Origin of the sequence: Streptomyces sp. NPDC088387 (genome assembly GCF_044753385.1) — a bacterium.
GTDB lineage: Bacteria > Actinomycetota > Actinomycetes > Streptomycetales > Streptomycetaceae > Streptomyces.
This window is the reverse complement of the sequence record NZ_JBIVNC010000004.1, coordinates 189,126-206,869: the sequence shown is the minus strand read 5'-3', so window position 1 is coordinate 206,869 and position 17,744 is coordinate 189,126. Positions and strand designations below refer to the sequence as shown.

17 protein-coding genes are annotated in these 17,744 nt (G+C 72.1%); 9 read left to right on the top strand and 8 right to left on the bottom strand.

Translation table 11 applies throughout. The features are described 5' to 3' along the window. Positions 1–61 precede the first annotated feature (61 nt). Both ACIQAC_RS12400 and ACIQAC_RS12395 read left to right on the top strand, forming a co-directional pair. Positions 62–1,510 carry an NAD(P)H-quinone dehydrogenase gene (locus ACIQAC_RS12400; RefSeq protein ID WP_402189677.1) on the top strand — a complete coding sequence of 483 codons (1,449 nt, stop codon included), beginning with the start codon at positions 62–64 and terminating at the stop codon, positions 1,508–1,510. 203 nt (positions 1,511–1,713) lie between these two features. After that, entirely contained in the window at positions 1,714–2,652 is a 939-nt protein-coding gene (locus ACIQAC_RS12395; protein ID WP_402189674.1) for a DeoR/GlpR family DNA-binding transcription regulator, read from the top strand. Between the two features lie 61 nt (positions 2,653–2,713). Here the strand turns inward: ACIQAC_RS12395 and ACIQAC_RS12390 are convergent, their stop codons facing one another. Then, positions 2,714–4,486, bottom strand: coding sequence for a biotin carboxylase N-terminal domain-containing protein (locus ACIQAC_RS12390; protein WP_402189672.1), 1,773 nt, complete (start codon positions 4,484–4,486; stop codon positions 2,714–2,716). A gap of 374 nt (positions 4,487–4,860) precedes the next feature. Here ACIQAC_RS12390 and ACIQAC_RS12385 point away from each other — a divergent pair, with 374 nt between their 5' ends. Next, positions 4,861–5,334 carry a hypothetical protein gene (locus ACIQAC_RS12385; RefSeq protein WP_402189670.1) on the top strand — a complete coding sequence of 158 codons (474 nt, stop codon included), beginning with the start codon at positions 4,861–4,863 and terminating at the stop codon, positions 5,332–5,334. Here the strand turns inward: ACIQAC_RS12385 and ACIQAC_RS12380 are convergent. Together ACIQAC_RS12380 and mmpB are read right to left on the bottom strand one after the other, a co-directional pair. Continuing rightward, a complete protein-coding gene (locus ACIQAC_RS12380; protein ID WP_402189669.1) occupies positions 5,303–5,923 on the bottom strand; it encodes a Maf family protein in 621 nt (206 codons plus the stop codon). The genes ACIQAC_RS12385 and ACIQAC_RS12380 overlap by 32 nt on opposite strands. Before the next feature lie 65 nt (positions 5,924–5,988). Continuing rightward, positions 5,989–6,117, bottom strand: a complete 129-nt coding sequence (mmpB, locus tag ACIQAC_RS12375) for a morphogenic membrane protein MmpB (RefSeq protein ID WP_402190681.1) — start codon at positions 6,115–6,117, stop codon at positions 5,989–5,991. A gap of 121 nt (positions 6,118–6,238) precedes the next feature. Between mmpB and ACIQAC_RS12370 the strand changes: the two genes are divergently transcribed. Continuing rightward, positions 6,239–7,363: an SGNH/GDSL hydrolase family protein gene (locus tag ACIQAC_RS12370; RefSeq protein WP_402189667.1), complete on the top strand. Its 1,125-nt coding sequence runs from the start codon at positions 6,239–6,241 to the stop codon at positions 7,361–7,363. On the opposite strand, the gene ACIQAC_RS12365 is transcribed toward ACIQAC_RS12370, so the two are convergent. Beyond that, positions 7,360–7,569: an acyl-CoA carboxylase epsilon subunit gene (locus ACIQAC_RS12365; RefSeq protein WP_402189665.1), complete on the bottom strand. Its 210-nt coding sequence runs from the start codon at positions 7,567–7,569 to the stop codon at positions 7,360–7,362. The two genes, ACIQAC_RS12370 and ACIQAC_RS12365, sit on opposite strands and share 4 nt — an antisense overlap. A gap of 15 nt (positions 7,570–7,584) precedes the next feature. Beyond that, on the bottom strand, positions 7,585–9,168 hold the full coding sequence (locus tag ACIQAC_RS12360; protein ID WP_402189662.1) for an acyl-CoA carboxylase subunit beta: 1,584 nt from the start codon (positions 9,166–9,168) through the stop codon (positions 7,585–7,587). 110 nt (positions 9,169–9,278) lie between these two features. On the opposite strand from ACIQAC_RS12360, the gene ACIQAC_RS12355 reads away from it, so the two are divergent. Together ACIQAC_RS12355 and ACIQAC_RS12350 are read left to right on the top strand one after the other, a co-directional pair. Beyond that, entirely contained in the window at positions 9,279–10,145 is an 867-nt protein-coding gene (locus tag ACIQAC_RS12355; protein WP_402189659.1) for a biotin--[acetyl-CoA-carboxylase] ligase, read from the top strand. Between the two features lie 321 nt (positions 10,146–10,466). Next, entirely contained in the window at positions 10,467–11,597 is a 1,131-nt protein-coding gene (locus tag ACIQAC_RS12350) for an adenylate/guanylate cyclase domain-containing protein (RefSeq protein WP_402189657.1), read from the top strand. Positions 11,598–11,618: 21 nt separating this feature from the next. Here the strand turns inward: ACIQAC_RS12350 and ACIQAC_RS12345 are convergent, their stop codons facing one another. After that, a complete protein-coding gene (locus tag ACIQAC_RS12345; RefSeq protein ID WP_402189656.1) occupies positions 11,619–12,242 on the bottom strand; it encodes a hypothetical protein in 624 nt (207 codons plus the stop codon). Positions 12,243–12,437: 195 nt separating this feature from the next. Between ACIQAC_RS12345 and ACIQAC_RS12340 the strand changes: the two genes are divergently transcribed. The 3 genes from ACIQAC_RS12340 (at position 12,438) to hutH (ending at position 16,410) form a co-directional block, all read left to right on the top strand. Continuing rightward, positions 12,438–13,238, top strand: a complete 801-nt coding sequence (locus ACIQAC_RS12340) for an enoyl-CoA hydratase/isomerase family protein (RefSeq protein WP_402189654.1) — start codon at positions 12,438–12,440, stop codon at positions 13,236–13,238. A 393-nt stretch (positions 13,239–13,631) separates the two neighbouring features. Beyond that, a complete protein-coding gene (locus ACIQAC_RS12335) occupies positions 13,632–14,807 on the top strand; it encodes a diguanylate cyclase domain-containing protein (RefSeq protein ID WP_402189652.1) in 1,176 nt (391 codons plus the stop codon). Positions 14,808–14,871: 64 nt separating this feature from the next. Next, a complete protein-coding gene (hutH, locus tag ACIQAC_RS12330; protein ID WP_402190678.1) occupies positions 14,872–16,410 on the top strand; it encodes a histidine ammonia-lyase in 1,539 nt (512 codons plus the stop codon). Positions 16,411–16,492: 82 nt separating this feature from the next. Here hutH and ACIQAC_RS12325 read toward each other — a convergent pair whose 3' ends face one another. After that, on the bottom strand, positions 16,493–17,281 hold the full coding sequence (locus tag ACIQAC_RS12325) for a hypothetical protein (protein WP_402189650.1): 789 nt from the start codon (positions 17,279–17,281) through the stop codon (positions 16,493–16,495). A 56-nt stretch (positions 17,282–17,337) separates the two neighbouring features. Then, positions 17,338–17,658: an LPXTG cell wall anchor domain-containing protein gene (locus ACIQAC_RS12320; protein ID WP_402189649.1), complete on the bottom strand. Its 321-nt coding sequence runs from the start codon at positions 17,656–17,658 to the stop codon at positions 17,338–17,340. Positions 17,659–17,744: the final 86 nt, after the last annotated feature.

Below are 17,744 nucleotides of genomic sequence, written 5' to 3'. Positions count from 1 at the left end.
TCCCGTAACAGTGGTGTCTCGGATGCCCCCGGGGCGGTACCACCCTGAAGTGTGCGGGACAATGGAGTACGTGACTCGGATCGTGATCATCGGTGGTGGACCCGGCGGGTATGAAGCTGCGCTGGTGGCGGCGCAGCTCGGCGCGGAGGTGACCGTCGTGGACTGCGACGGTCTGGGCGGAGCGTCGGTGCTGACCGACTGCGTGCCGTCGAAGACGCTCATCGCGACGGCCGAGGTGATGACCACCTTCGACTCGTCGTACGAGGAACTCGGCATCATCGTCGCCGACGACACCCCACCCCTGGAGCAGGCCGCCCGGGTCGTCGGTGTCGACCTCGGCAAGGTCAACCGGCGGGTGAAGCGCCTCGCGCTCGCCCAGTCCCACGACATCACCGCCTCCGTCACCCGCGCCGGCGCCCGTGTCATGCGCGGCCGCGGCCGGCTGGAGGGCATGCAGGCCCTCGACGGCTCCCGCAAGGTCGTGGTGCGCGCCGCCGACGGCACCGAGGAGACCCTGCACGCCGACGCCGTCCTGATCGCGACCGGCGGCCACCCGCGCGAGCTGCCCGACGCCCAGCCGGACGGCGAGCGGATCCTGAACTGGACGCAGGTCTACGACCTCGACGAGCTGCCCGAGGAGCTCATCGTGGTCGGCTCCGGCGTCACCGGCGCCGAGTTCGCCGGTGCCTACCAGGCCCTCGGCTCCGACGTCACCCTCGTCTCCTCCCGCGACCGCGTGCTGCCGGGCGAGGACCCGGACGCCGCCGCCGTCCTGGAGGACGTCTTCCGCCGCCGCGGGATGAACGTCATGGCCCGCTCGCGCGCCGCCTCCGCCAAGCGGGTCGACGACCGGGTCGAGGTCACCCTCGCCGACGGCCGGGTGATCACCGGCAGCCACTGCCTGATGGCGGTCGGCGCCATTCCGAACTCCGCGGGCATGGGCCTGGAGGAGGCGGGCGTCAAGCTCACCGAGTCCGGTCACATCTGGACCGACAAGGTCTCCCGCACCACCGCGCCGGGTGTCTACGCGGCCGGTGACGTCACCGGCATCTTCGCCCTCGCCTCGGTCGCCGCGATGCAGGGCCGGATCGCCATGTACCACTTCCTGGGCGACGCGGTGACCCCGCTCAACCTCAAGACCGTCTCGTCGAACGTCTTCACCGACCCGGAGATCGCCACCGTCGGCTACAGCCAGGCGGACGTGGACGGCGGTGTCATCGAGGCCCGTGTGGTGAAGCTGCCGCTGCTGCGCAACCCGCGCGCCAAGATGCAGGGCATCCGCGACGGCTTCGTCAAGATCTTCTGCCGCCCCGGCACCGGCATCGTGATCGGCGGTGTGGTGGTCGCCCCGCGCGCCTCGGAACTGATCCATCCGATCTCGATCGCCGTCGACAACAACCTGACGGTCGAACAGATCGCGAACGCGTTCACCGTCTACCCCTCTCTTTCGGGGTCGATCGCCGAGGTGGCCCGGCAGCTGCACACGCGCAAGTCGACCGGCGAGGTCTGACGTCCCCGGGCGACTCCCCGCTGGTCACGGGGAGTTGCGGCCCGTGCTACCGGCATAGGCGCCGGGCGTACGCTCCTATACCACTTCCGTGCGTCGCATGCGAACAACTTCTGTTATTCGGCGCAAACTGCTGAAAGCAGACGGTCGTTGGGGTTACTGTCAGTTTCGTGTTCGCTGCAGAACGTCGCCAATTGATCCTCGAAATGGTGCGAGCCAACGGAGCCGTTTCGCTCCGTGAGCTCGCCCGCGTCGTCCAGACCTCAGAAGTGACCGTACGGCGGGACGTGCGCGCACTGGAGGCAGAAGGACTCCTCGACCGCCGGCACGGCGGTGCGGTATTGCCGGGCGGATTCACGCGGGAATCCGGCTTTCCGCAGAAATCCCATCTCGCGACCGCCGAGAAGACGGCCATCGCCGATCTCGCCGCGGGCCTCGTCGAAGAGGGCGAGGCGATCGTGGTCGGCGCCGGGACCACCACCCAGGAGCTGGCCCGCCGGCTCGCCCGGGTCCCCGGCCTCACCGTCGTCACCAACTCCCTGCTCGTCGCCCAGGCGTTGGCCCACGCAAACCGGGTCGAGGTCGTCATGACCGGCGGAACCCTCCGCGGCTCCAACTACGCCCTCGTCGGCTCCGGCGCCGAACAGTCCCTCCAGGGGCTGCGCGTCTCCCGGGCCTTCCTCTCCGGAAGCGGACTGACCGCCGAGCGCGGACTGTCCACGTCCAACATGCTGTCGGCGTCCGTCGACCGCGCGCTGGTCCAGGCCGCCGCCGAGGTCGTGGTCCTCGCCGACCACACCAAGCTCGGCACGGACACGATGTTCCAGACCGTGCCGACGGACGTCATCACCCGCCTCGTCACCGACGAGCCACCGGGCCACGACGACCGCGCGGCCACCGAGCTCCAGGCCCTCGCCGACCAGGGCGTCCAGATCGCCGTCGCCGGAAGCACGGGCAACCCGTCGGGAAACGCCGGGGGTGACACCGCGCCGACGCGACAGCCGCGCCGGGACGTCCGGGACGTACCCCTCCCGGGACCGCGCCGCGGCGTCCCCGCCGGCTCGGCACTGCGCACGGCCGCCGTCCTGGGGGAACAGCCCCCGGGCACCGAACGGGCACGCGTGGCGGACCTGCGCCGACGCTGAAGGGCCGGCTGCGCCGAGCGGACGCGGCCGACCCTCCTCGTGGTGCACCCCCGCGGGGGTGTCAGTCCTTGATCTCGCAGATGGTCGCGCCCGAGGTGAGGGACGCGCCGACCTCGGCGGACAGGCCCATGACGGTGCCCGCCTTGTGGGCGTTGAGGGGCTGTTCCATCTTCATGGCCTCCAGGACGACGATCAGGTCGCCCTCCTTGACCTCCTGGCCCTCCTCGACGGCCACCTTCACGATGGTGCCCTGCATCGGGGAGGCGAGGGTGTCGCCGGAGGCGGCGGAGCCGGACTTCTTGGCCGCGCGGCGCTTCGGCTTGGCGCCGGCCGCGAGCCCGGTGCGGGCCAGCGACATGCCCAGCGAGATCGGCAGGGAGACCTCAAGACGCTTGCCGCCGACCTCGACGACCACCGTCTCCCGGCCGGGCTCGTCGTCCGTGTCCGCGTCGGCGGGCGCGGCGAAGGGCTTGATCTCGTTGACGAACTCGGTCTCGATCCAGCGGGTGTGGACCGTGAACGGGTCGGCGGAGCCGGTCAGTTCGGGTCCGAAGGCCGGGTCGGTGACGACCGCGCGGTGGAACGGGATGGCGGTCGCCATGCCCTCGACCGTGAACTCCTCCAGCGCCCGCGCGGCCCGCTGAAGGGCCTCCTTGCGGGTACGGCCCGTCACGATCAGCTTCGCCAGCAGGGAGTCCCAGGCGGGGCCGATGACACTGCCGGACTCGACACCGGCGTCCAGCCGCACACCCGGCCCGGTGGGCGCGGCGAAGGTGGTGACGGTGCCGGGCGCGGGCAGGAAGTTACGGCCCGGGTCCTCGCCGTTGATCCGGAACTCGAAGGAGTGGCCGCGCAGTTCGGGGTCGCCGTAGCCGAGTTCCTCGCCGTCGGCGATGCGGAACATCTCGCGTACGAGGTCGATGCCGGCGACCTCCTCGGTGACCGGGTGCTCGACCTGGAGGCGGGTGTTGACCTCCAGGAAGGAGATCGTGCCGTCCATGCCGACGAGGAACTCCACGGTCCCGGCGCCGACGTAGCCGGCCTCCTTGAGGATCGCCTTCGAGGAGGAGTACAGCTCGGCGACCTGGGCCTCGGAGAGGAACGGCGCAGGCGCCTCCTCGACGAGCTTCTGGTGGCGGCGCTGGAGCGAGCAGTCACGGGTGGAGACGACGACCACGTTGCCGTGCGAGTCGGCCAGGCACTGGGTCTCCACGTGCCGGGGCTTGTCCAGGTAGCGCTCGACGAAGCACTCCCCGCGGCCGAACGCGGCGACGGCCTCGCGGACCGCCGAGTCGTACAGCTCCGGGACCTCTTCGAGGGTGCGGGCGACCTTCAGACCGCGTCCGCCACCGCCGAAGGCGGCCTTGATGGCGATCGGCAGCCCGTGCTCCTGGGCGAACGCGACGACCTCGTCGGCGCCGGAGACCGGGTCGGGGGTGCCCGCGACGAGCGGGGCGCCCGCGCGCTGGGCGATGTGCCGGGCGGCGACCTTGTCGCCGAGGTCGCGGATCGCCTGCGGCGGCGGGCCGATCCAGATCAGCCCGGCGTCGAGCACCGCCTGCGCGAACTCCGCGTTCTCGGAGAGGAATCCGTAGCCGGGGTGGATCGCGTCGGCGCCGGACTCGCGCGCCGCGTTCAGCACCTTCTCGATGTCGAGGTAGCTGGTCGCCGGGGTGTCACCGCCCAGGGCGAACGCCTCATCCGCGGCGCGGACATGCAGAGCGTCCCGGTCCGGGTCCGCGTAGACGGCCACGCTCGCGATACCTGCGTCCCGGCAGGCTCGGGCCACACGGACAGCGATTTCGCCACGGTTGGCGATGAGCACCTTGCGCACGATTGAGGCTCCCTCCTTGAAACAAGCCGAGTTTAGGGACTGCCGACACGGCACTTCGACCCGTCCCCACTGGTGAGCTTGCCCACACGGAGCGTGATACGAGGCCCGCTCGACCCGCGAAAGGCCTTGTCGCACCGTGATGCGCAGGGCCCCTTCCCAAAACCCTAGCCCCCCGTTGTGGTCGAGGTCTCTGTCATCAGGTGCTGCGGGCCACTCGGTTTCTTTGTGGAGTCCCTACGAATGGCCCAATGATTCTTTGCCTTCCACTGAACCCTTGTCTCGCGGTTTACCCGTTAGTAGCCTTCGCGCCGTATCGAACGTACTTGGAGTAACAGAAGTTCTGGTCGAGTGACGCTCGGAAGTGGGTGGGCCCGGTGGTACGCAGACCGGTGGCGTGGGTGGTCGCGGTGGTGCTCTTCGTGGAGGCGCTCGGCCTCGCCGCGCTCAACTGGTTCCTGGGGGTCGTCGTCGACCGGCAGGACATGTCCCTCGCGGGCCTCGACCCGCACGCGATGTCGCTCTCCTCGAAGGCCGGCGGGATCGTCTTCGGCCTGTACTTCGCGCTGTGCGGCCTGGTCGCCCTGCTCGTGGCGGTGCGCGACCGCGCGCCCGCGGGGCTCGGCCGGGTCCTGCTGATCAGCGCGGCCGTGGTGCACGCCCTGCTCGGGGCGCTCACCTGGGGGCTGGTCGGCTGGACCGCGTTCCTCTTCATGATGCTGGTGTTCGCGCTGATAGTGCTGGTGCTGATGACGTACGACGGTCAGGCGGGCCCGGCCGAGCGGCCCGAGGACCGCAGGCCCCAGGGGGACGCGCCGGTCAGTTCGCCGCCGGCGCCCACAACTCCGTGATGCCGACGCCCAGTTCGCCGAGGAGCCGGCGGACCAGGGGCAGGCTGATCCCGATCACGTTGCCGTGGTCGCCGTCGATGCCGTTGATGAAGGGCGCCGAGCGGCCGTCGAGGGTGAACGCCCCGGCGACGTAGAGCGGTTCACCGGAGGCGACGTACGCCGCCACCTCCTCGTCGGTGGGCTCGCCGAACCGGACGACGGTGGAGGCGGTCGCCGAGACGTGCCGGCCGCTGACGGTGTCGTAGACGCAGTGGCCGGTCTGGAGTGTGCCGGCGCGGCCGCGCATCGCCTTCCAGCGCGCGGTGGCCTCCTCGGCGTCGGCGGGCTTGCCGAGCGCCTGGCCGTCCAGGTCGAGCACCGAGTCGCAGCCGATCACCAGCGCGCCCCTGACCTCGGGCTTCGCGGCCACCACGGAGGCCTTGGCCTCGGCGAGCGCGAGCGCCAGGTCGGCGGGGGTGGGTGCGGTGACGGCGTCCTCGTCGACGCCGCTGACGATCACCTCGGGGGTCAGGCCGGCCTGTCGCAGCAGGTTGAGCCGGGCGGGCGACTGGGAGGCGAGGACAAGACGGCGGCGCGGCTGATCGGTCATGCGGTCAGCGTAGCGGCGCCGCGGACGGGTCTCCTGCCGGGCCGGGGCCAGGGCACGGGCGTGGCTCACAGCAGACCTATGACAAGCATCGCGAGCACCACGGCGAGCGCCATCAGGATGCTCAGCCGGCGCAACATCGCCTGCGTCTCGCGCAGTTCCTCCGGGGCTTTGTTCTCGGGATCGGACCACAGCATGCGTTCCATGGTCCGGCGCCCGCCCCGGCCGCCGCCTGAGTACGCGTACTCAACTTGCCAAACGGGTCTGAGGTGCCATTAATATAAATGGGAACTCAGTCCCGTTTGGAAGGGTCGTGCCATGTTCACCACTGCCTGGACCGCGTCACCTCAGCTCCCGAGCGAGGGCTTCACCCCCAACTGGTCCCGCGAGGGCTTCTGGCGCCAGTCCCTGCGGCAGACCGTCACACCGACCGCGTCCGGCGGCCGGATCCGCGTCCGCCTCTCGCACACCTACGGCACCTCACCGCTGCGGATCGCGGGCGCCACGATCGCCCGCACCACGACCGGCGCGGGCATCGCACCGGGCTCGCTGCGACGGCTGCGGTTCGGGGGCGCGGACGAGGCCGTTGTACCGGCGCGCGGACAGACGGTCAGCGACCCGGCCGAACTCCCGGTCACGGCCGGGGAACCGCTGACCGTCACCCTTTACTTCGCCACCGCGACCGGCCCCACGACCTTCCACGCGCAGGCCTTCACCCACAGCCACCGGGGCGACGGCGACCTGCTCGACCACACCGACGGCACCCGCTTCGACGCCGTCACCGAGTCCTGGTACGTGCTGTCCGCCGTCGAGGTCGACGCCCACCGCACGGACGGCATCGCCCTGCTCGGCGACTCGATCACCGACGGCTTCGGTTCCACCCCCGGCGCCGGCCGCCGCTGGTCGGACGCGCTGGCCCGGCGCACCGCGCGGCCCGTGCTCAACGCCGGCATCGGCGGGAACCTGCTGCTCAACGACTCCGCCTGGTACGGCGAGAGGGCCGTCCACCGCCTGCGCCGGGACGTCCTCGACCACCACGGGGTGAACACCCTGGTGGTGCTGCTCGGCCTCAACGACATCGGCTTCAGCGAGATCAACGAACAGCCCACCTACAAGCCGGCCCCCATCGTCGAGGCCGCCGAACTGATCGCCGGCCACCGCGAGTTGCTGCGGCAGGCGCGTGGCCTGCGGGTGATCGGCGCGACCCTGCTGCCCTTCGCCGGCTCGGACCACTGGGGCGAGCACGCGGCGCGGGTCAGCCGCGAGGTCAACACCTGGACGAGGGAGAGCGGGGAGTACGACACCGTCGTCGACCTCGGCCGGCTGCTGGCCGACCCCGCCGACCCCGAACGGCTGCATCCGGCGTACGACTTCGGCGACCACCTCCACCCCCAGGACAAGGGGTACGAGGTGATGGCCGAAGCCGTCGCGGCCGTCCTCTAACCCGGCCAGTAGGTCCGGGCCCAGGACGTCGGCCCCGGGTGCGGCACCTGCTGGGCCGCGATACGGGACGGGTCGGCCCAGGAGTCGCGCGGGCCCGGCGCGCCGGGCGGCACGGCCGAGGCCACCGCGGCGCGCGCCCTGACCACCGCCAGGGCGGCGGCGAGCTCCTCCGGGGTCGGATTGCCCCGTACGACCTTGATGTTCATGGCGGGCTCCAGCGCCTAGAGGGGGATGTTGCCGTGCTTCTTCGGAGGCAGGGATTCCCGCTTCGTACGCAGCTGACGCAGCCCGCGCACCACATGGCCGCGGGTGTCCGACGGCCGGATCACCGCGTCGACGTAACCGCGCTCGGCCGCGATGTACGGGTTGAGGAGCGCGTCCTCGTACTCCTGCATCAGCCGCGCCCGCTCCGCCTCCGGGTTCCCCGCCTCGGCGATCGTGCGCCGGTGCAGGATGTTGACCGCGCCCTGCGCGCCCATCACCGCGATCTGCGCCGTCGGCCAGGCGAGGTTCAGGTCCGCGCCCAGGTGCTTGGAGCCCATGACGTCGTAGGCGCCGCCGAAGGCCTTGCGGGTGATCACCGTGATCAGCGGGACCGTCGCCTCCGCGTACGCGAAGATCAGCTTGGCGCCGCGCCGGATGATGCCCTCGTGCTCCTGGTCGACACCCGGCAGGAAGCCCGGCACGTCCACGAAGGTCAGCACCGGCACGTTGAACGCGTCGCAGGTGCGCACGAACCGGGCCGCCTTCTCGCTCGCGGCGATGTCGAGACAACCGGCGAACTGCATCGGCTGGTTGGCGACCACACCCACCGGACGCCCCTCCACCCGCCCGAACCCGGTCACGATGTTCGGCGCGAACAGCGACTGCGTCTCGAAGAACTCCGAGTCGTCCAGGACGTGTTCGATCACCGTGTGCATGTCGTACGGCTGGTTCGCGCTGTCCGGCACGATCCGGTCCAGCTCACGGTCCTCGTCCGTGACGGCGAGGTCCGCCTCCTCCGGGAACACCGGCGGTTCACTCAGGTTGTTCGACGGCAGGTACGACAGCAGCTGCTTGACGTACTCGATCGCGTCCTTCTCGTCGCCCGCCATGTGATGGGCCACGCCCGACGCCGAGTTGTGCGTCCGCGCCCCGCCCAGCTCCTCGAAGCCGACGTCCTCGCCGGTGACCGTCTTGATGACGTCGGGACCGGTGATGAACATGTGCGAGGTCTGGTCGACCATCACCGTGAAGTCGGTGATGGCGGGCGAGTACACCGCACCACCCGCGCACGGCCCGACCACCAGCGAGATCTGCGGGATCACCCCGCTGGCATGGGTGTTGCGCCGGAAGATCTCGCCGTACGCGCCGAGCGAGGCCACACCCTCCTGGATCCGGGCGCCGCCCGAGTCGTTGATGCCGATCACCGGGCAGCCGGTCTTCAGCGCGAAGTCCATGACCTTCACGATCTTCTGGCCGTAGACCTCGCCGAGGGCGCCGCCGAAGACCGTGAAGTCCTGCGAGAACACGGCGACCGGCCGCCCGTCGACCGTCCCGTACCCGGTCACGACACCGTCCCCGTACGGGCGGTTCTGGTCCAGGCCGAAGTTGGTGGAGTGGTGCCGCGCGAACTCGTCCAGCTCGACGAAGGACTCCTCGTCGAGCAGCAGCGCGATCCGCTCACGCGCCGTCAGCTTGCCCTTGGCGTGCTGCTTTTCCACGGCGCGTTCCGAACCGGCGTGCGTCGCCTCCTGGACGCGGCGCTGGAGATCCGCGAGCTTCCCCGCGGTGGTGTGGATGTTGATCTCTTCCGGCTCGGACATCGGGATGCGGCTCCCTGCCTGCTCAAAAGGGGGTTCGGTTACTCATCCGTAGAGTAGTGCTGGCCCTACCGATCGGCAGTGCGGCGTTTCCCACACCTAGGGTGGCTTGCATGACGCCGCGAGATGCCGCAGAGCCGAACGACAACCGCTGGTCCGACCTCGGCCGGCCGCCGCTGGCCCCCACGGCCCTGCGCCGCGCGCTGCTGCGCGAGGGCGGACTGTGGACGGAGCTGGAGGTCGTGCAGCGCACCGGCTCCACCAACTCCGACCTCGTCGCCCGTGCCGTCGGCGGCTCCGCCCGCGAGGGGACCGTCCTCGTCGCCGAGGAGCAGACCGCGGCGCGTGGGCGGCTGGACCGGCAGTGGTCGGCGCCGGCCCGCTCGGGCCTGTTCTTCTCCGTCCTCCTCGAACCGTCCGGTGTCCCCGTAGAACGCTGGGGCTGGCTCCCCCTCCTCACCGGCGTCGCGGTCGCCACCGGCCTGTCCCGCACGGCGGGCGTCGACACGGCACTCAAGTGGCCCAACGACCTGCTGGTGACCGTGGACGGGGAGGAGCGCAAGGCGGGCGGCATCCTCGCGGAGCGGGCCGGGGACGTGGGGGTCGTCATCGGCGTCGGCGTCAACGTGACGTTGCGGGCGGAGGAGCTGCCGGTGCCCACCGCCGGGTCGCTGGCGCTGGCCGGGGCCGCGAACACCGACCGGGATCCGCTGCTGCGGGCCGTGCTGCGGGCGCTGGAGGAGTGGTACGGGCGGTGGCGGGACGCGGACGGGGATCCCGGGGTGAGCGGGCTTCAGGAGACGTATGCGGCGGGGTGCGCGACGCTGGGGCGGACGGTGCGGGCGGAGCTGCCGGGGGATCGGGCCGTCGTCGGTGAGGCGGTCGCGCTGGACGCGGACGGCCGCCTGATCCTCGCGACGGACGCGGGAGTCCAGGAACCGGTATCCGCCGGCGACATCGTCCACCTGCGCCCCGCCTGACCGGAGCCCGGCGTGGGGCTGAGGCGGGGGGCGTTGCGCAACCCGGCGCTGACGGGGTGCCGCCGCGCCCACCCGTGCCGCAGGGCGGCCCGGCGGGTGCGGCTGCGCGGGGAGGGTTTTTGCTTTTGGGGGCGCGGGGAACTGCGCGACAAGCCCCCACCGGGCCGCGGCCGGACGGCAACCGACTGCGCGTACCTTCCTCCGCCGGCGCGAGCGTATTGGTCGTAGTGGTCACGGCCGGTTGGGAGTGAGCTGGCCCACAGCTGCCGTAAAGTTGGGGCCGGTCGATCCTGACCGCGGCAGATCGGAAGGGCAGCAGGCGTGACCGTCGACGACACGGGCTCCGGCATGGGTCGTAACCCAGCGCCCGACGGCACCGACGCGGGGGAGGACCCCCTCGCGCTCCGGCTGGAGCAGCTCATCCTGGGCGCGGAGCGCCGCTACACCCCGTTCCAGGCGGCCCGCACCGCCGGCGTCTCCATGGAACTCGCCACCCGCTTCTGGCGGGCGATGGGCTTCGCGGACGTCGGCCAGGCCAAGGCCTTCACCGAGGCCGACGTCCTCGCCCTGCGAAGGCTGGCCGGTCTCGTCGAGGCGGGCCTGCTCAGCGAGGCGATGTCCGTACAGGTCGCCCGCTCCACCGGCCAGACCACCGCCCGGCTCGCCGACTGGCAGATCGACTCCTTCCTGGAGGGCCTGACCGAGCCGCCCGAGCCCGGCATGACCCGTACCGAGGTCACGTATCCGCTGATCGAACTGCTCCTGCCCGAACTGGAGGAGTTCCTCGTCTACGTCTGGCGCCGCCAGCTCGCCGCCGGCGTCAGCCGGGTCGTACAGGCCGCGGACGACGAGGAGATGGTCGACCGCAGGCTCGCCGTGGGCTTCGCCGACCTGGTCGGCTTCACCCGCCTGACCCGCCGCCTGGAGGAGGAGGAACTCGGCGAACTCGTCGAGGCCTTCGAGACCACCGCCGCCGACCTGGTCGCCGCGCGCGGCGGCCGGCTCATCAAGACGCTGGGCGACGAGGTGCTCTACGCCGCCGACGACGCGGGCGTGGCCGCCGAGATCGCGCTGCGTCTGATCGAGACGATGTCGGGCGACGAGACCATGCCCGAACTGCGGGTCGGGATCGCCTTCGGCACGGTGACGACCCGGATGGGCGACGTGTTCGGTACGACGGTGAACCTCGCCTCCCGGCTCACGTCGATAGCTCCCCGGGACGCCGTCCTCGTCGACACCGCGTTCGCCGAGGAGCTGATCCGTACCGGTGAGGCCCCGGCCTCCGAGGCGGAGGCGGCCGAGCGGGCCGCGGCCGCCGAGAAGGAGGGCGAGGAGCCGCCGACGTACCGCTTCGCGCTCCAGCCGATGTGGCAGCGCCCGGTCCGTGGCCTCGGCGTCGTCGAACCCTGGCTGCTGACCCGCCGCGACGCCGAGCCGGAACGCCCGGCCTGACGCACCGCGCCGAACCCGCGGTCATCCGCCCAGCAGACCGCCCACACAGAGCCCGATGATCGGGACGCAGAGCCGGGGCGGGTCCTCAGGTGCCGGCGGGGGAGTCGTCCGGCTCGGGGTGGGCGTCGGGACCGGGGCGGAAGTGGTCGGCCGTGGCTGTGACGGCGGTGGCGCGGTCTCGCGCGGCGGGGTGGGGGCGGGAGTGGTGCCGCGGCGGGGCGGGGTCGCGGCCGACGGGCCGTCCGGGTCGCCGTGCGGTGGTACGGCGGTGCTCGGGCCTGGGACCGGAGTGCCCGGCGGGGTGGTCGCGGAGTGGCCGGCGTTCGGAGTGATGTCGGCGGCGTCGGGCGGGACCGGGATCGCGGCGTTCGTGGACGCGTCGGTCGCGGCGTCGGTCCGGGTGTGCGTGACGGGACGGTCCGGATAACCGGGATACGGACCCGCGTCCGTCGTACGGAACCCACTGCCGCCCCCGCCGGGGATCAGCGCCGCGAGGCTCAGCGTGCCGGCCGCCAGCGTGAGGACGACCGCGGCGAGCAGGAGTCCGCGAGGGCGGGGGCGTCGGTGCCGGCCGCGGGCCCAGAGGCGCAGGGTGCCTATGCGGGTGTCGCTCTGTGAGCCCTGGCCGGTTTTCGTCCGAGACATGGCGGTCCCCTCCCCTGTGCGCGGCGGTGGCACGTTATGCGGTGCCGTGGGAGCGGGGCCGGGAGTCGGGCAGGATGTTCACTCGAACGGGGTGTCGGGCCCTCGACCGGGAACCGAACGGCTCTTTTCCCGGTAGGGGCGCGGCTGCGATGATCGGGACCCATGCTGTTAACCGTCGTTAACCGGGAGGGTGTCATGAGCGAGGAACGGTTCGGGGAGTTCGTGCTGGTACGGCGGCACGAGGACGGCCATGTCGCGGAGTTGACCCTCGACCGGCCCAAGGCGATGAACGCCATGTCGACGGAGATGGCCCGGTCCGTCGTCGGCGCGTGCGCCGCGCTGAGCGCGGACGACGACGTACGGGTGGTGGTGCTGACGTCGACGCACGAGCGGGCGTTCTGTGTCGGGGCGGACCTCAAGGAGCGGAACTCCTTCAGCGACGCCGATCTGCTGCGGCAGCGGCCGCTGTCGCGCGGGGCGTACACGGGGGTGCTGGAGCTGCCGATGCCCACGGTGGCGGCGGTGCACGGGTTCGCGCTGGGGGGTGGGTTCGAGCTGGCGCTGTCGTGCGACGTGATCGTGGCGGACGGTACGGCGGTGGTGGGGCTGCCGGAGGTGTCGGTCGGGGTGATTCCCGGGGGCGGCGGTACGCAGTTGCTGCCGCGGCGGGTGGGGGCGGCCCGGGCGGCCGAGCTGATCTTCACCGCGCGGCGGGTGGAGGCGGGGGAGGCGCGGGAGCTGGGGCTGGTGGATGTGCTGGTGGAGACCGGTCGGGACCGGGAGGAGGCGCTCGCCATGGCGTCGCGGATCGCCGCGAACTCGCCGGTCGGGTTGCGGGCGGCGAAGCGGGCGCTTCGGCTCGGGCACGGTTTGGACCTGCGGACCGGCCTTGAGGTGGAGGACGCGGCATGGCGCACGGTCGCCTTCTCCGCCGACCGCGCGGAGGGAGTCGCGGCCTTCGCGGAAAAGCGCAAGCCGGTCTGGCCGGGCCAGTAACCCCCTGTGCCACGGCCGCCCGGAAACGGACCGCGCACCCGGCGCTGAAGCTGAGGCGGGGGCCGTTGCGCAGCCCGGCGTCGACGGGGCACCGCCCGCGCCCACCCGTGCCGCCCCAGGCGGCACGCATGCCCGCGGCTTGGGCGGGAGGGGCGGGGCGGGCAGCGCCCGCCTTCAGGGGCGCGGGGAACTGCGCGAGCAACCCCCACCGGCCCGCACCCGATCTCCTGCCCGCGGTGGCGGGTTTGTCAGGGGCGCGGGGAACTGCGCGACGAGCCCCCACCGGGCCCGCACCCGAAAAAGCACCCCCCCGGCCCCCCCCGGCGGAGCCGCTGTCACTCTTCGTGGTTGCTCAACATCCCGTATCTCCCCAAACCTCCCTAGCCTGGAGTAATGGCAGAGGACATCCGGCTGGCCGGAGTCGTCGCGCTCGCGCAGGGAATGGCCGCGGCGCACACCCCCCGCGACTCATGGCACGCGGCCGCACTCGGCGCATGCCGCGCACTGGACGGCAGCTTCGCCGCGCTGTCGGCGTGGGAGCGCGAGCTCGGCCGGCTCAAGGTGCTGGTGAATGTCGGGGACCGCGCGGCCGACGAGGAGGAGTTCCCGGAGGACGAGGCGTACCCCGTGCACCAGTTCCCGGAGATCACCGAGTTCCTGCACGAGCGCTGGGCCGGCGGCGGCGGCCCCAACGCCTGGGTGGAGACCGCCGAGGGCCCCGCGGCGGGCCGCCCGGGCTACATCCACCAGCGCGTCGCCGCACTCCGCCGCCGCGGCCGGGGCTGCTGCGTCGTCGCGCCGGTGGTCCTGCACGGCCGCGCCTGGGGCGAGCTGTACGTGGCGAGGCGCACGGGAGACCCGGTCTACGGCCCCGCGGACGCCGAGTTCGCGACCGTACTCGCCGCCGTCGTGGCCGCGGGCATCGCGCAGACCGAACGGCTGGAGGAGGCCCGCCGGCTGGCCTTCACGGACTCCCTCACCGGCCTCGCCAACCGCCGCTTCGTGGACATGCGCCTGGACGAGGCCGTCGAGCGCCACCGCAGGGAGGGCGTCGTCGTCAGTCTGGTCGTCTGTGATCTCAACGGGCTCAAGCGGGTCAACGACACCCGCGGACACGCCGTCGGCGACCGCCTGCTGGAACGATTCGGCTCCGTGCTGTCCCTGTGCGGCGCGATGCTGCCCGGCGCCCTCGTCGCCCGGCTCGGCGGTGACGAGTTCTGTCTGCTCGCGGTCGGACCGCCGGCCGACGACGTGGTGAAGGTCGCCGACGAACTCTGCCGCCGGGCCGCCGAACTGGAGCTGGGCGAGGGCGTGGCCTGCGGGGTCGCGTCGACGCAGGACGCGATCGGGCCGGTGCGTTCGGCCCGCCGGCTCTTCCGGCTGGCGGACGCCGCCCAGTACCGGGCCAAGGCCGTACGCGCCGCCCGGCCCGTCGTGGCCGGCCGGGAGGGCCCCGACGACCCCGTCGTACGCCTGGCCGACGAGACCTCGGAGCGGCCCACCGGGGAGCGCCGCCGCTTCCGCGGGAGGCGCGAACCGTCACCCCCGGCCGTCCCGCCGGATCGGTAAGGGGTGAACCCGCCACCCACTGGTGACATCTTCGAATTCAGTGCGTACGCTCCTGAATATGGATATGCACACTGTGGTGGTGGGGACGTCGGGCACAACCGCGTCCGACGTGCTCGCCGTGGCGCGGGGCGGCGCCCGGGTCGAGCTCTCCGGGGAGGCGGTCACGGCCCTCGCCGCGGCCCGGCAGATCGTGGAGGCGCTCGCGGCCAAGCCCGACCCCGTCTACGGCGTCTCCACCGGCTTCGGCGCCCTGGCGACCCGGCACATCGGCCCCGACCTGCGCGCCCGGCTCCAGCGCAACATCGTCCGCTCGCACGCCGCCGGCATGGGACCGCGGGTCGAGCGCGAGGTCGTACGCGCGCTGGTGTTCCTGCGGCTGAAGACCGTCTGCTCCGGACACACCGGCGTCCGGCCCGAGGTCGCGCAGACCATGGCGGACCTGCTCAACGCCGGCATCACCCCGGTCGTCCACGAGTACGGCTCCCTCGGCTGCTCCGGCGACCTCGCCCCGCTGTCCCACTGCGCCCTGACGCTGATGGGCGAGGGGGACGCCGAGGGCCCGGACGGGACCGTACGCCCGGCCGGCGAACTGCTCGCCGCGCACGGCATCGCCCCCGTCGAACTGCGCGAGAAGGAGGGCCTCGCCCTCCTCAACGGCACCGACGGCATGCTCGGCATGCTGCTGATGGCCCTCGCCGACCTCGACACCCTCTACAAGTCCGCCGACGTCACCGCCGCCCTCTCCCTGGAGGCGCTGCTCGGCACCGACCGGGTCCTCGCCCCCGAACTGCACGCCATCCGCCCGCACCCCGGCCAGGGTGCCAGCGCCGCCAACATGCTGGCCGTACTGAAGGGTTCGGGCCTGACGGGACACCACCAGGACGACGCGCCCCGCGTCCAGGACGCCTACTCGGTGCGCTGCGCCCCGCAGGTCGCCGGCGCCGGACGCGACACCATGACCCACGCCCGGCTGGTCGCCGACCGCGAACTCGCCTCCGCCGTCGACAATCCCGTCGTACTCGCCGAAGGCCGCGTGGAGTCCAACGGCAACTTCCACGGCGCCCCCGTCGCCTACGTACTCGACTTCCTCGCCATCGCCGCCGCGGACCTCGCGTCGATCGCCGAGCGCCGCACCGACCGGCTCCTCGACAAGAACCGCAGCCACGGGCTGCCGCCGTTCCTCGCGGACGACCCCGGCGTCGACTCCGGCCTGATGATCGCCCAGTACACCCAGGCCGCGCTGGTCAGCGAGATGAAGCGGCTGGCCGTACCGGCGTCCGCGGACTCCATCCCGTCCTCCGCGATGCAGGAGGACCACGTCTCCATGGGCTGGTCGGCCGCCCGCAAGCTGCGCACCGCCGTCGACAACCTCACCCGGGTCGTCGCGATCGAGCTGTACGCCGCCACCCGCGCCGTCGAGCTCCGCGAGGGCCTCACGCCCGCCCCGGCCACCCGGGCCGTCATCGAGGCCGTACGCGCCGCCGGTGTCGAGGGCCCGGGACCCGACCGCTTCCTGGCCCCCGACCTCGCCGCGGCCGACACCTTCGTGCGCGAGGGCGCGCTCGTCGCGGCCGTGGAGGCCGTCACCGGGCCCCTCCAGTAGACGGTGGACGGTTGAGATGAATGGGCGAGGGCCCCGCCGTACCGCGTCGGCGGGGCCCTCGCCCATGTGCGGGTGCGCGGTGTTACTTGATCTTGGCGACCTGCGCCTCGACCACGGCGGCGGGGATCTCGGCGGCCTTGCCGGAGCCCAGCGACGAGAAGTCCACCGTGTAGAACGTGGCGACGGTGTTGCCCTTGCGCACGACCTCGGTGAGGAACGTGGCCGTGCCCTCGCCGTCCATGTCGACACCCTCGGAGAACGCGACCGACTCGTCACCCTGGCCCGAGCCCTCGACGGAGGCGACCTTGGTGACCTTCGAGCTCTCGGCCGCGGTCGTCAGCGCGTAGCCGCCGGCGCAGGCGCCCACACCGTCGGACACGGCCTTCATGGCCTTCTCGGCGCCGTCGCCCTCGTACGAGGACAGGCCCACGAAGGTCATCGCCGCGCCGAGCGCGTTCTCGATGTCCTCGTCGGACAGGTCCGAGGGGTCCGTGGGAGTCGCCGCGCCCGCCGTCGGGTCCTCGGCGACGGTGTTGCTCACGTTCGCGTCCGTCTCGCCCGGCGCGAGACCGGCCGTGGCCCACGCGAGCGGGTCGCACGCGGCCTTGTCGGTCTTCACCTCGGTCTTGGACTTGGGGAGCGTGTCGTCCCCCGAGTCGACCCGGTAGCCCTTGACGTCGCTCACGACGAGCAGCAGCTTCTCCAGGTCGGTCTTGCTCAGTGCCTTCGCGTCGGCGGCACCGGAACCGGAGTCCGCGGACCCCTCGGAGTCGGTCGACCCCCCGTCCGACGAACAGCCCGTGATGAGGGCCAGCGACAGTGCGCCCACGGCGGCCGTGGCGCTCAGCCGCGCCCTCGATGATCTCTTCATGGGCCGGACTATGAACACCTGGTCAAACTCGCGTCAAGCGAGGTTATTTAAGGGACTTAGAACTCAAGTCGCTCTCTGCGCACCGAATACACCACGAATCCGGCGCCCAGCGTCAGCGAGAGAGTGCCGCCGACGACATACGGCGTGCTGTTGAAGCTGCCGGTGTCGGCCAGTCTTGTGCCCTCTCCCGACAGGTCCGCCGTGCTGTCGGCGGTCACCGTCGAGACGGCCCTGGCCTGCGTGGTCGGGGTGCTGGAGGGCAGGTCCCCTCTGCTGGGCGCCTCGTCCGTCGCGTTGGCGGAGGGGACGAACCACAGGGCCCCCAGCAGGGCTCCCGCGGCGGTGGCGGTCAGCAACGGACGGCGAGCAGATGACACGGAATATCGATCCCCTTGCAGCGCTGGCGAATTGGCCGTGTGGGGCGATGTTAGTGAAAGGCGCGGGTCACGGGAAAGTCACGGGC